This is a genomic window from Polaribacter sp. OB-PA-B3 (genome assembly GCF_054589375.1).
On sequence record NZ_BAAIIX010000004.1, the window covers coordinates 285,753 to 298,597 of the forward strand.

A 12,845-nucleotide genomic window follows, 5' to 3' on the forward strand; every position below is an offset into this window, starting at 1 on the left:
ATTTAATTCGCTTCTAACTTTACTTCCTTTATATTCTCTATATTATTTAAAAACCATTCATAGGTTTTTTCTATTCCTTCTAATAATTCTGTTGAATATTCCCAACCGATATTTTTCATTTTTGAAACATCCATTAACTTTCTAGGTGTGCCGTCTGGTTTTTCAGAATCCCAAACAATATTTCCATTGTGACCTGTAACTTTTTGAATTGTTTCTGCCAATTCTTTTATTGTAATGTCTTTACCAGAACCAACATTATATAAATACTCTGGCAACTTATTTTCTAAAGCATACACTACTGCTTCTGCCATGTCATCTACAAATAAAAATTCTCTCATTGGCGTTCCACTTCCCCAAAGGGTAACATCTGAATTTCCATTTATTTTAGCTTCATGAAACTTACGTAACATTGCAGGTAATACGTGTGAGGTTTCTAAATCAAAATTATCGAAATACCCGTACAAATTTGTGGGCATTAAACTTACATAATCTTTATTAAACTGCTTTCTAATTGCTTGACAAGCTTTTACACCTGTTATTTTTGCAATTGCATACCATTCGTTGGTTGGTTCTAACGAATCTGTTAGTAAATACTCTTCCTTAAGCGGCTGTGGAGCCAACTTTGGGTAAATACAAGAACTTCCTAAAAAAATAAATTTATTAATACCAGACTTTAGTGCACTATCAATTAAATTATTTTGAATTTGCATATTTTCCATTAGAAATTGGTAAGGAAAATCATTGTTTGCTAAAATACCTCCAACTCTTGCTGCTGCATCAATAATAGCCTCTGGTTTTTCTGTTTCAAGAAATTTAAGAACCTCTACTTGATTTTTTAAATCTAATTCTTTGCTAGTTTTACCTATTAGATTTGTATAACCTTTTTTCTCTAAAGCTCTCCAAACAGCAGAACCTACCATTCCACGATGACCAGCAATATAAATTTTAGCTTTTTTATTCATTACAAACTATTTACCAATTTGAAAATATTCAAATCCGTTGTCTTCTAGATTAAATGCATTGTACTGATTTCTTCCATCAAAAATAATTGGAGATTTTAACTGTGTTTTAATTTCTTCAAAATCAGGAGATCTAAACTCTTTCCATTCTGTTAACAAAATTAAAGCATCAGCACCTTGTAAAACCTCGTATTTAGAATTACAATACTTTATATTTTTTGCATCTTTTAAGTAAAACTCTTTAGATTCTTCGATTGCTTTCGGATCGTAAGCATTTACTTTTGCTCCTCTCTTTTCTAATTCTTTAACGATATAAATAGCCGGTGCTTCTCTCATATCATCAGTTCCTGGCTTAAAAGCTAATCCCCATAAACCAAAAGTAAAACCAGTTAAATCTTCGCCAAAGCGTTTTACTATTTTATTAGCAATCACTAACTTTTGAGCATCATTTACGTTTTCTACAGATTCAATTAAGTTTGCTTTGTACCCGTTTTCTTCTGCAATTTTTTTAAGAGCTTTAACATCCTTAGGAAAACAAGAACCACCATAACCTGCGCCAGGGTAAATAAAACTGTAACCTATTCTTTTATCTGAACCAATACCAATTCTTACTTTATTGGCATCTGCACCTACTCTTTCACAAATATTCGCAATCTCATTCATAAATGAAATTTTTGTTGCTAACATTGTATTTGCAGCGTATTTTGTCATTTCCGCAGAACGGATATCCATTGTTATGAAACGATCGTGAGTCCTGAAAAAAGGTGAATATAGTTGTTTCATTTTATCAAAAGCATAATCTGAATCTGCACCAATTACAACCCTATCTGGTTTCATAAAATCATCAATAGCCGCTCCTTCTTTTAAAAACTCTGGATTTGAAACTACATGAAATTCAATATTCTCACCTCTTTTGTTCAATTCTGCTTGAATAGTAGCCTTCACTTTATCTGCTGTACCAATAGGAACTGTAGATTTATCAACAACTATTAATCTTTTATTCATGGTTTCTCCAATAGATTTAGCAACAGCTAAAACGTATTGCAAATCTGCAGAACCATCATCTCCCATAGGAGTTCCTACTGCAATAAACACAATTTCGGCATCACTAATTGCCTCACCTAATTGCGTTGTAAAAAATAAATTATTATTTTTTACATTTTTCAAAACCATTTGCTCCAAACCTGGTTCAAAAATAGGAATAATACCTTGTTCTAATTTTTGTATTTTATTTTGATCTATATCAACACAAGTTACTTTGTTTCCCATTTCTGCAAAACAAGTACCAGAAACTAAACCTACATAACCAGAGCCTATAACAGCTATTTTCATAAACTATTTATCTTTTACTTTTAAATTTTCTTTTTCTTGTACCTCTTTACGTAATCCACTACTAGAAAAACGGTGTTCTCTTTTATTAAAGTATAATTCAATCCCTTTTTCTTCGCAATACTGCCTCCCTGTAAACATCTTACTAGCGTATTCATCACCAATAATACGCACATCAATTTTAAAAGATCTTAAAACATCCTCTAAATCTTGCTCTGTAGCATAAGGCACAATTTCGTCTACATACTTACACCCCTTTAACTGAATATATCTTTCTACAACAGATTGTACTGGCCTATTTTTTTCTGGTCTATCTAAAGTTGGGTCAGTTTGCAAACCACAAATTAAATAATCGCACTCGCGTTTTGCATCTTCTAACATCTTAACATGACCTGCATGAAACAAATCAAAAGCACTAAAAGTTATCCCTATTTTCATTTTCTTATTTTTTATTTAACAACCAAGATGATGACTGTATTTTATCACCTAAACCATCAATTAAATCGATATTTAACTCTTTACAAGTAGGCACTTCTGGAATAGAATTATTATTCTGGTCTCCACCATTTGCAAAGCCCAGTTGATATTCTTCACCAAAGGTATCATGAATCTGTTTAATAGATGCGCATACGGTTCTATCCTTATCAATAGATATAAATGCTTTATCAACAGCTTTTATATTCTGAACAATAAACAAACGCTCTTCTTCCTTTTGAAATTCTTTAGAACCTTTTAGCTCTCTTTGCAAATCGCTGTTAACGATTACAAATAATTCGTCTGCTAAGTTTTTAGCATTGTTAAAATACTCTAAATGTCCTTTATGAATCGGGTTAAAGTAACCAGAAACGATGATTGCTTTTTTCTTCATTTTTAATTTTTATGCAAATATAGATTAATTATTTACTTTACAAAGGGGTGTTTTTCACCTGTTTGTAATATACCTTTATTTCTTATATCATGAACGATTTCTATAGAGTTTTTTACCTCATCTAACCCAAAACCTTTATTTAATAAAATCTGTTGATAACTTTTAGTATGCAATTCTGTAAATCCATTACTAAATTCTAGTTCTTCATTATCTATAGTTATAGATCTATACGTTCTTTGCGATTTCTCTTTAACTTCTATTGGCAGATCGTTTTCATCAATAGATAAAAACCAACGAACTCTAGCATTTTCGAACTCTAAATACCCTGCTGCTTTATGCTTCTTTCTTAAATGCACTACATTCTCTTGCACGTTACCAAAAATCCAAGATAGCATATCATAAAAATGAACACCAATATTTGTTGCTATTCCTCCCGATTTTGCCTCATCGCCTTTCCATGAAATATCATACCACTTACCTCTCGAAGTAATATATGTTAAATCAATATCGTACTTCCCTTTTTTATTTGCTAAATCTACTTTATTTTTCAATTGAATAATAGATTCATGCAATCTTAACTGAAGAATCGTATTTATTTTACCTTGAGACTCTTTTTCAATTGCCGCTAAAGCATCAATATTCCAAGGATTTAATACAATTGGTTTTTCACAAATAGCATCAGCACCTCTTCTTAATGCCATTCTTATGTGAGAATCATGTAAATAATTGGGAGTACAAATACTTACGTAGTCTAAATTTGTATTTTGATTTCTCTTTAACTTCTCTATGTGCCTATCAAATCTCTCGAATTCAACAAAAAAATCTGCATTCGGAAAAAAGCTATCCATTACACCAACAGAATCAAATTTATCTAAGGCTGCAACTAAATTATTATTAGTATCCTTTATCGCTTTTAAATGTCTTGGTGCAATGTAACCTGCGGCACCTATTAATGCAAAGTTTTTCATCTTTATAATGATTTATCTACTACTTTGGAATCGAAAAAATTCTTAACATCATATACTACAGCTTTCTCATTTTTTAAAGAATTCAAATTTATCGTTTTATATTCTTCATGAGAAACTGTCAACACAATGGCATCAAACTTTTTATTTGGTAACGTAGTTTGAGACTCTAAATTGTATTCTTTTTTAACTTGAGCAGGATCTGCACAGGGATCGAAAATTGTAACATTTGTTCCAAAATCAACCAACTCATTTACAACATCAACTGCTTTTGTATTTCTAACATCAGGACAATTTTCTTTAAAAGTAATACCCAACACCAACACAGCTGCATCTTTTACCTCAACACCTTCTTTTATCATTAGTTTCGCCACTTCAGAGGCAACATATTTCCCCATACTATCATTTACTCTTCTACCAGAAAGAATAATTTCTGGATGATACCCAAACTCTTGGGCTTTTTGCGCTAAGTAATATGGATCAACACCAATACAATGTCCGCCAACCAAACCTGGTTTAAATGGTAAAAAATTCCATTTTGTACCAGCAGCGGCTAAAACATCTTGTGTATTAATATCCATTAAATTAAAAATTTTCGCCAACTCATTTACAAAAGCAATATTAATATCTCTTTGAGAGTTTTCGATAACTTTTGCCGCTTCTGCAACTTTAATTGATGATGCCAAATGAGTTCCTGCAGTAATTACAGAATTGTATAATTTATCAACTTTAATACCTGTTTCTTTATTAGAGCCCGATGTTACTTTTAATATTTTATCGACAGTATGTTTTTTATCTCCTGGATTTATTCTTTCTGGCGAATAACCTGCAAAAAAATCTTTATTAAATTCTAAACCAGAAATATTTTCTAAAACCGGAATACAATCTTCTTCAGTTGCTCCAGGGTACACAGTTGATTCATATATAACGATATCATCCTTCTTAAGAACACCTCCAATAAGTTCACTTGCTTTTATTAAAGGAGTTAAAACAGGTCTGTTATTTTTATCAACCGGAGTTGGAACTGTAACTATGTAGTAATTACTATCTTTAATATCTTCTTTAGATGTTGTGAAAAACAATCCTTTTTCGTGATTATTATCATCAACTAAAACCTCTTTTAAAATATCTTCCTCCACTTCTAAAGTCGCATCGACACCCGTCTTTAAATCAGCAACTCTATTTTCATTGATATCAAAACCAACTACAGCATATTTTGTAGCAAAAAGTCTAGCCAATGGCAAACCAACATACCCTAAACCGATTATTGTAATTTTAATTTTACTCATTTATAAATTTTCTACGTACCATTTTATAGACTCTTTTAACCCTTCTTTTAAAGAATATTTAGGATTGTAATTTAAAAATTCTTTGGCTTTCTTGATTTCTGCATGAGAATGCGGAATATCTCCTAACCTATTAGGACCATGAATTACATCTATATTTTTTATTTCTGAATTATATTCTGACAAGTACTCTTTTAAATAACTAACTAAATCATTTAATGAATTTCGATCTCCGAAAGCTGCATTGTAAACAGTATTTATAGCGTTTTTATCAGCAACTAAACTCAATAAATTAATCTGAATTATATTATCTATATACGTAAAGTCTCGAGAATGTAAACCATCTCCGTTAATGGTTGGAGATTCTAACTTAAGTAACTGATTGATAAATTTAGGAATAACAGCCGCATAAGCACCATTAGCATCTTGTCTTTTTCCGAAGACATTAAAATACCTTAAACCAATAGTTTCTATCCCGTATGTTTTGCTAAAAACATCTGCATAAAGTTCATTAACATATTTAGTAATTGCATAAGGCGATAAAGGTTTTCCTATTACAGATTCTACTTTTGGCAATGAATCTGAGTCACCATAAGTTGATGAACTTGCAGCATAAACAAACCTTTTTACTTTATTTTCTTTAGCCGCAACTAACATATTTAAAAACCCACCAACATTAACCTCGTTTGAAGTAACTGGATCTTTAATAGACCTAGGCACAGAACCTAATGCCGCTTGATGCAATACATAATCTACATTTAAACTTGCTTTTAAACAAGTTTCAATATTTCTTATATCACCTTCAATTAAAGTAAAGTTAGGATTCTCTAAAAAAGATAGAATATTTTCTCTTTTTCCTGTTGAAAAATTATCTAAGCAAACTACAGTATTTTCTTTAGCCAGTAATACTTCACACAAATTAGAACCTATAAATCCGGCCCCTCCTGTAACAAGTATTTTTTTTCCTGATAAATCTATATGCATTGTGCTCTTTTTACCTTTTCTCAAGAAAACAAATGTAATAAAAAAGAACCACTTGTGAGATTTTAGATTTATATAAAACTAAAAAATCCCTCACAAATTGTGAAGGATTTTACTTGGTGGGCAATGAGGGATTCGAACCCCCGACCCCCTCGGTGTAAACGAGGTGCTCTGAACCAACTGAGCTAATTGCCCTAAGCGGATGCAAATATATAATGTTTTTTTAATCTAGAGAAATTTTTTCTTAAAAATAAATAATTATTTTAATCAAACAATTTCAATAAAAAAATCCTACTATTTCTAGTAGGATTTACTTGGTGGGCAATGAGGGATTCGAACCCCCGACCCCCTCGGTGTAAACGAGGTGCTCTGAACCAACTGAGCTAATTGCCCTAAGCGGATGCAAATATAAGATAGATTTTAAACCTACCAAATAAAAAACAAACTTTCTTTAAATTATTTCTGCAACTACAAAAGTACTCCCTCCTACATAAACTATATCATCTTGATTAGCAACACTTACAGCTTTATCAAACGCCTTTCTAACTGAGAGAAAAGTTTTTCCGAATAACTTAAATTCTTTTGCTTTTTCTTCTAGAATATCCGCAGGTAATCCTCTTGGAATATCTGGTTTACAGAAATAATAATTAGCATCTTTAGGAAACAAAGGCAATACCTCTTCTAATTTTTTATCAGAAACCACCCCTAAAACAATATGTAAGTTTAAAAATCTTTCTTTTTTCAGTTGATTTAAAACCAAACTTAATCCTTCTTTATTATGCGCAGTGTCACAAATAACTTTAGGAGTATTTTGTAAAATCTGCCACCTCCCTTTTAAACTTGTATTTTTTACTACGTTTAGCAACCCCTTTTTGATATTTTCTTCAGTTACCTTGAATGTCTTTAACTTTTTAATTGACGCCACGGCTGTTTTTACATTTTTAACCTGATAGTCTCCTAACAAATCTGTTTTATAGACTTCTTCGGAATCTGAAGCAAACTCAATTAAAGCATTTTCACTTAATGCTTTATTCATAAAAACCTCCTTAACCTCTTCTTGTTCTTCACCAATTATAACCGGAACTCCTTTTTTTATAATTCCTGCTTTTTCAAAAGCAATTTCAGGTAGAGTTTCCCCTAAAAACTGCGTATGATCTAATCCTATATTGGTAATTACAGAAACTTCTGGAGTGATAATATTTGTAGAATCTAACCTACCTCCTAAACCAACTTCAATAATTGCAATATCTACTTTTTCTGATGAAAAATAATCAAAAGCTAAACCAACCGTCATTTCAAAAAAAGAAAGTTGTTGTTTTTCTAGAAATGCTTTATTCTCTCTAATAAAAGACATTACTCTTACTTCTGGAATTTCTTCTCCGTTAATTTTAATTCGTTCTGTAAAATTTTTTAAATGAGGTGAAGTATACAAGCCAACCTTATACCCAGCTTCTTGTAAAATGGACGCCAACATATGACTTGTAGAACCTTTTCCGTTAGTACCTCCAACGTGAATAGTCTTAATTTTTTTCTCTGGAAAATTTAACTTTTCTGATAATGCTAGAATATTAGTCAAGTCTTTTTTAAACGCTGTTTTACCTTGTTTTTGATACATTGGTAATTGCGAAAACATCCAATCTAAAGTTTCTTTGTAGGTCATTTTAATGAAATAATACTTTTATAAAAAAAGTAACTTTTAAGAAACAAATGTAAGCGATTATTTAGACAAAGAAAACTTATAAATAATTGTACCGGTTTGCACTGCGGGTGCATCACTATCAGGATTCCATGTAGTCTTAAGAGCAGCCGCTTCTGCAGGTTTCGCTAAACAAGGCTTGCTATTTGTAGTTCCTTTTTCACCAGCTTTAGCGTAAATTACTTTACCGTTTTTATTTACTCTAATTTTAACAACCACTATACCTTCTTCGTTACAATCTGGCTGATTAATTGGTTTAGACAATGCTTTTCTACCCGAGAGATTATAATTTCCGCCCGAACCAGAACCTGTGTTACCGTAGTATTTAGAAGATTTTTCATCACCGCCTTTCTTTCCTTTAACACCTTCTACCTTATCATCACCTTCTCCTTTCGGGTCTCCAGACACATCATTACCATTTAATAGTTTGTTTAACGCATCTTGATTTTCTTTAGATGGTTTTGGTTTAGGTTTCTTCTTTACTTCAACTTTTTTTACTTCCTCTTTAGTAGGTTCTTTTTTTAGTTCTTTTACTTTTTCAACAACTGGCACTTCTTTAGTTGTTTCTTGTGTAACTAATTCTTCATTTACAACTTCTTTAGCAGTTTCTTCTACCTCATCAACAACCTCTTCTACTTTATCTATTTTCTTAAACTCTGTCTTTTTTGATTTAACAACTGGCTCTCCGCTTCCTACATTAGAATCTCCAAAATTAATAGCTAAACCATATTCTTCTGGCGGATCTAAATACTGCATTCCATAATTATAAATTCCGAAGATTAATAAAATCAGAATTAGTGCAGTAATTAATGCAGATTTACGCTTATGTGCTGTATCTAAAATTGCCATTTATTTACCTTTAACAGCTAAAATCATTTTTAGTTTATTCTTATTTGCAATATCAATTACTTTCATCACATTTTTATAAGGCACATCTTGATCTCCTCTAATAACAATCGTTTTCTTTTTGTCTACACCTACTTCTCTTAAAATTTCCTTTTCTAAATCCGTAGAAGTTACTTTTGATTTATTAATATAAAATAGAGAATTATTAGTAATTGTAACAGCAACTGACTTGCTATTTTCAGTTTTTCCACCTGCTTTTGGTAAGATAACATCGATAGCACTTACTGTTACTAATGTAGAAGTTAGCATAAAAAATATCAATAATAAAAAAACAATATCTGTCATTGAAGACATATTGAAAGACGGATCTACTTTATTTCTACCTCTTAAATTCATACTAAACAGGTTCGTTTAATAAATCTAAAAACTCTACAGATTTAGCTTCCATTTGATATACTACTTTGTCTGTTCTTACCACTAAATGATTGTAAGTTATATAAGCAATAATACCAACAATTAAACCAGCAACGGTTGTTGTCATTGCAGTATATAAACCATCAGAAAGCATTTTAATATCTATTTGTCCGCCTGCATTCGCTATTTCATGAATAGCCACAATCATACCTATTACGGTACCTAAAAAACCAATCATTGGTGCAGCACCTGCAATTGTTGCAAGTACGCTTACATTTTTTTCTAATTGATACACTTCTAACTTACCTGCGGTTTCTATAGCTGTGTTTATATCTTCTAAAGGTTTCCCTATTCTTGTAATTCCTTTTTTAATTAACCTTGCCGTTGGCGAATTTTTACTTTCACATAAAGATTTAGCTTCATCTAACTTTCCGTTTGACACATAATCTCTAATCTCGTCCATAAAATTTTCATCAACTTTAGAAGCTGCCTTAATTGCAAAAAATCTTTCAAAATATATGTACAATCCTACAGCCAGTAAAACAAATAGTATTGCTATTATTATTTGACCACCAATACCTCCATCCATAATTAAATTATAAATAGAAAGTGTTTTTTCTTCGGAAACTGTTTCTTCTAACAATTCTTTATTTTCTTGAAAAGATGACACCATTTAGTTTTCTTTTAAAGTTCTTACTTAGTAACGAAATTTCTATTTTAAAATTGCTTTAAAATAAAAAGGTTTTTATATAATGTAAAAAATGCCATTTTGTTACTTACAAAATGGCATTTGATAAATATTTTGTTAATTGATTAGATAAACATTCTTAAAACTACGAATGATACAGACCCTATTAAGAAACCTATTAAAGCCAACCAAGATATTTTTTTGATATACCAGAAAAAATCAATTTTTTCCATACCCATTGCAACAACACCTGCTGCAGAACCAATTATTAGCATACTTCCTCCTGTACCTGCAGAAAATGCTATAAAGTGCCATAACGGATCATCTAAACCTTCAGAAAACATCCCTAAACTTGCTGCTACTAATGGTACATTATCAATAATTGCAGAACCAATTCCTAATAAAATCACAACTAAATCAGAAACTCCTGTTCCGCTTAACTCTGTTCCTATTAACGGAATTCCTTGTTTTAAACTGTCTGCAAAATTAAATAAAATACCTAAAGATTCTAACGCTGCAACAGCCATTAAAATACCTAAGAAAAATAAAATACTTGGCATTTCAATTTTTGATAATGACGAATGTACAGGACTATGGTGCGCACCACTTTCATGCTCATCTGCTTGTTCTCCTTCTACCGTAGAAATAGAGAATTTAGAATTACTATAAATCTCTGCAAAAGTTGCAACAATTGCTAAAGAAAGCATCATACCTACATACGGTGGTAAATGTGTAACTGTTTTAAATACCGGAACAAATAAAATTGCACCTAACCCTAAATACAACATTCTTGCACTATGTCTACTTTTCGGTTTTTCAACCTCGTTTTCATCAAAATCTATTTCCCCTTTAAAAGCAGGTAAAAATGTAGCAATAAATGTTGGTACAACCATACATAATAAAGAAGGTATAAATAAATAAGTAAATAACATACCTGTACTTACTTTATCACCAATCCAAAGCATTGTAGTTGTAACATCACCAATAGGAGAAAAAGCTCCACCAGCATTTGCCGCAATAATAATTAAACCAGCAAACCAAATTCTATCTTCTCTTGTTTTAACAATTTTTTGAAGTATAGAAATCAATACAATCGTTGCTGTTAAGTTATCTATAATTGCAGACAATATGAAAGCCAATACAGCAAACATCCAAAGTAATTTTTTCTTACTTTTAAAATTAACATATCCTTTAATTGTAGAAAATCCATCAAAATAATCGATAATCTCTACAATTGTCATTGCACCTAATAAGAAAACTAAGATTTCTGCAGTTTTACCTAAATGATGTAATAACGTTTCTTCTACTAAATGTAACTTATCATCATGTGCCATAGATGCAAAACCATCTACCAAACCATGATTTGCAGAATCAAACCAATTAGAAAAATTATCTACACCTAATGCCACCAAAGCCCAACATACCGCCATCATAATTAAGGCAGGTATTAATTTATCTAATTTTAAATTATGCTCTAAAGTAATGGCTAGATACCCCATTACAAACACTATAATAATTACTGATTCCATATTCTCTTATTTAATTTATATCAATTGTTTTAACGCTATTTCAAATGCTGTTGAACATATTTTTGTTTTAGACGCACTCTTTTTAAATGTTTTTTGCAATGCTTTTTTAATAACTTCAGATGTATCATCAAAAATAGCTTTGTCTTGCATTGGCAATGGCACTTTAGACTCCATTAAATAAGCAAAAACTCTTGCAATACCGCAATTAGAGATAAAGTCTGGCAACAAACTTAAATGATTGTCTGTGTATTCCATTATTGGTCCGAAGAAAATTTCTTTATCTGCAAACGGAACATTTGCACCCGGAGAAATTACTTCTAAACCAGTATCTATCATTTGCTGAACTTGGTCTTTAGAGACCAATCTTGAAGCCGCTGCAGGAATAAATATTTCTGCTGGTAAACTCCAAATTTTACTATTAATTTCATCAAATGGTATCATATTTTCTGAAACTAGTTTATTTCCATCTTTAGATAAAAATAAATCTGTCATTTCATCCATAGTAAAACCATTCTCGCTAATTAAACCACCATCTCTATCAATAATTCCTACTACTTTGGCACCTAACTGAGTTAAATAATAAGCGGCAGCAGAACCTACGTTTCCAAAACCTTGTACAATGGCTCTTTTACCTTCGATGTTACCACCATAAATATTATAATAGTGTTTTACTGCTTCTGCAACACCATAACCAGTTAACATATCTGCAACTGTATATTTTCTAGATAAATCTGGGGAAAAATATTTGTTTTCTATGACTTTAATTACACCTAAACGTAATTGACCAATTCTATTAATTTTATCTGCTTCGGTAGGTTTAAAATGACCATTAAAAATACCTTCTTGCGGGTGCCAAACTCCACAATCTTCTGTGATCGGAATCACATCTTTATCTGCATCAACATTTAAGTCACCGCCAGTACCATAATAATGCTTAAGCAAAGGAGTTACTGCTTTGTACCATCTTTCTAAAACTCCTCTTTTTCTCGGATCGTTTGGATCGAAATTAATACCAGATTTTGCACCACCAATTGCTGGTCCAGATACGGTAAATTTCACCTCCATAGTTTTAGCTAAAGACAATACTTCGTTTTTATCTAAACCTTTTCGCATTCTTGTACCTCCGCCGGCTGCACCACCTCTTAAAGAGTTAATTACAGTCCATCCTTCTGCATCTGTTTCTTGGTCTTTCCAGTGAAAAACTATTTCTGGTTGCTTGTCTTCGTATTTTTTTAATAATTCTTTCATTTTATTTTTTATTGAGTTTCAACTTATTTTCTAAAT

At 31.3% G+C, this 12,845-nt stretch carries 13 protein-coding genes and 2 tRNA genes; all 15 read right to left on the bottom strand.

Annotated features, from left to right (window positions below; translation table 11 throughout):
• Positions 1-2 precede the first annotated feature (2 nt).
• The 15 genes from ACYPV9_RS09970 to ACYPV9_RS10040 all read right to left on the bottom strand — a co-directional run bounded on the left by ACYPV9_RS09970 (position 3) and on the right by ACYPV9_RS10040 (position 12,809).
• Positions 3-962, bottom strand: a complete 960-nt coding sequence (locus ACYPV9_RS09970; RefSeq protein ID WP_459743400.1) for a GDP-L-fucose synthase family protein — start codon at positions 960-962, stop codon at positions 3-5.
• A 6-nt stretch (positions 963-968) separates the two neighbouring features.
• A complete protein-coding gene (locus ACYPV9_RS09975; protein WP_459743402.1) occupies positions 969-2,291 on the bottom strand; it encodes a UDP-glucose dehydrogenase family protein in 1,323 nt (440 codons plus the stop codon).
• A 3-nt stretch (positions 2,292-2,294) separates the two neighbouring features.
• Entirely contained in the window at positions 2,295-2,726 is a 432-nt protein-coding gene (locus ACYPV9_RS09980) for an adenylyltransferase/cytidyltransferase family protein (RefSeq protein WP_459743404.1), read from the bottom strand.
• A 4-nt stretch (positions 2,727-2,730) separates the two neighbouring features.
• Positions 2,731-3,156 (bottom strand): adenylyltransferase/cytidyltransferase family protein, encoded by a 426-nt coding sequence (locus tag ACYPV9_RS09985; RefSeq protein ID WP_299065963.1) that lies wholly within the window; start codon positions 3,154-3,156, stop codon positions 2,731-2,733.
• A 32-nt stretch (positions 3,157-3,188) separates the two neighbouring features.
• Positions 3,189-4,124, bottom strand: a complete 936-nt coding sequence (locus tag ACYPV9_RS09990; protein ID WP_459743407.1) for a Gfo/Idh/MocA family protein — start codon at positions 4,122-4,124, stop codon at positions 3,189-3,191.
• A 2-nt stretch (positions 4,125-4,126) separates the two neighbouring features.
• Entirely contained in the window at positions 4,127-5,410 is a 1,284-nt protein-coding gene (locus tag ACYPV9_RS09995) for a nucleotide sugar dehydrogenase (RefSeq protein WP_077811227.1), read from the bottom strand.
• Positions 5,411-6,391 carry an SDR family oxidoreductase gene (locus tag ACYPV9_RS10000; protein WP_459743409.1) on the bottom strand — a complete coding sequence of 327 codons (981 nt, stop codon included), beginning with the start codon at positions 6,389-6,391 and terminating at the stop codon, positions 5,411-5,413. It abuts the gene before it with no gap.
• A gap of 114 nt (positions 6,392-6,505) precedes the next feature.
• A tRNA-Val gene (locus ACYPV9_RS10005) sits at positions 6,506-6,583 on the bottom strand.
• Between the two features lie 120 nt (positions 6,584-6,703).
• Positions 6,704-6,781 (bottom strand) — tRNA-Val (locus ACYPV9_RS10010).
• Between the two features lie 58 nt (positions 6,782-6,839).
• Positions 6,840-8,048: a bifunctional folylpolyglutamate synthase/dihydrofolate synthase gene (locus ACYPV9_RS10015; RefSeq protein WP_459743411.1), complete on the bottom strand. Its 1,209-nt coding sequence runs from the start codon at positions 8,046-8,048 to the stop codon at positions 6,840-6,842.
• A 57-nt stretch (positions 8,049-8,105) separates the two neighbouring features.
• Positions 8,106-8,933, bottom strand: coding sequence for an energy transducer TonB (locus tag ACYPV9_RS10020; protein ID WP_299065951.1), 828 nt, complete (start codon positions 8,931-8,933; stop codon positions 8,106-8,108).
• Positions 8,934-9,326 (bottom strand): ExbD/TolR family protein, encoded by a 393-nt coding sequence (locus ACYPV9_RS10025; protein WP_299065948.1) that lies wholly within the window; start codon positions 9,324-9,326, stop codon positions 8,934-8,936.
• Between the two features lies 1 nt (position 9,327).
• A complete protein-coding gene (locus ACYPV9_RS10030; RefSeq protein WP_459743414.1) occupies positions 9,328-10,017 on the bottom strand; it encodes a MotA/TolQ/ExbB proton channel family protein in 690 nt (229 codons plus the stop codon).
• Between the two features lie 140 nt (positions 10,018-10,157).
• Positions 10,158-11,561 (bottom strand): sodium:proton antiporter NhaD, encoded by a 1,404-nt coding sequence (gene nhaD, locus ACYPV9_RS10035; protein ID WP_459743416.1) that lies wholly within the window; start codon positions 11,559-11,561, stop codon positions 10,158-10,160.
• 15 nt (positions 11,562-11,576) lie between these two features.
• Positions 11,577-12,809 carry a Glu/Leu/Phe/Val dehydrogenase dimerization domain-containing protein gene (locus tag ACYPV9_RS10040; RefSeq protein WP_299065942.1) on the bottom strand — a complete coding sequence of 411 codons (1,233 nt, stop codon included), beginning with the start codon at positions 12,807-12,809 and terminating at the stop codon, positions 11,577-11,579.
• Positions 12,810-12,845 lie beyond the last annotated feature (36 nt).

Excerpts from the sequence above, each read along its gene's own strand:
- ACYPV9_RS10040 (WP_299065942.1), bottom strand. The coding sequence starts at position 12,809 with ATGAAAGAATTATTAAAAAAATACGAAGACAAGCAACCAGAAATAGTT.
- ACYPV9_RS09980 (WP_459743404.1), bottom strand. The coding sequence starts at position 2,726 with ATGAAAATAGGGATAACTTTTAGTGCTTTTGATTTGTTTCATGCAGGT.
- ACYPV9_RS09985 (WP_299065963.1), bottom strand. The coding sequence starts at position 3,156 with ATGAAGAAAAAAGCAATCATCGTTTCTGGTTACTTTAACCCGATTCAT.
- ACYPV9_RS09995 (WP_077811227.1), bottom strand. The coding sequence starts at position 5,410 with ATGAGTAAAATTAAAATTACAATAATCGGTTTAGGGTATGTTGGTTTG.
- ACYPV9_RS10030 (WP_459743414.1), bottom strand. The coding sequence starts at position 10,017 with ATGGTGTCATCTTTTCAAGAAAATAAAGAATTGTTAGAAGAAACAGTT.
- ACYPV9_RS10000 (WP_459743409.1), bottom strand. The coding sequence starts at position 6,391 with ATGCATATAGATTTATCAGGAAAAAAAATACTTGTTACAGGAGGGGCC.
- ACYPV9_RS09975 (WP_459743402.1), bottom strand. The coding sequence starts at position 2,291 with ATGAAAATAGCTGTTATAGGCTCTGGTTATGTAGGTTTAGTTTCTGGT.
- nhaD (WP_459743416.1), bottom strand. The coding sequence starts at position 11,561 with ATGGAATCAGTAATTATTATAGTGTTTGTAATGGGGTATCTAGCCATT.
- ACYPV9_RS09970 (WP_459743400.1), bottom strand. The coding sequence starts at position 962 with ATGAATAAAAAAGCTAAAATTTATATTGCTGGTCATCGTGGAATGGTA.
- ACYPV9_RS09990 (WP_459743407.1), bottom strand. The coding sequence starts at position 4,124 with ATGAAAAACTTTGCATTAATAGGTGCCGCAGGTTACATTGCACCAAGA.
- ACYPV9_RS10015 (WP_459743411.1), bottom strand. The coding sequence starts at position 8,048 with ATGACCTACAAAGAAACTTTAGATTGGATGTTTTCGCAATTACCAATG.
- ACYPV9_RS10020 (WP_299065951.1), bottom strand. The coding sequence starts at position 8,933 with ATGGCAATTTTAGATACAGCACATAAGCGTAAATCTGCATTAATTACT.
- ACYPV9_RS10025 (WP_299065948.1), bottom strand. The coding sequence starts at position 9,326 with ATGAATTTAAGAGGTAGAAATAAAGTAGATCCGTCTTTCAATATGTCT.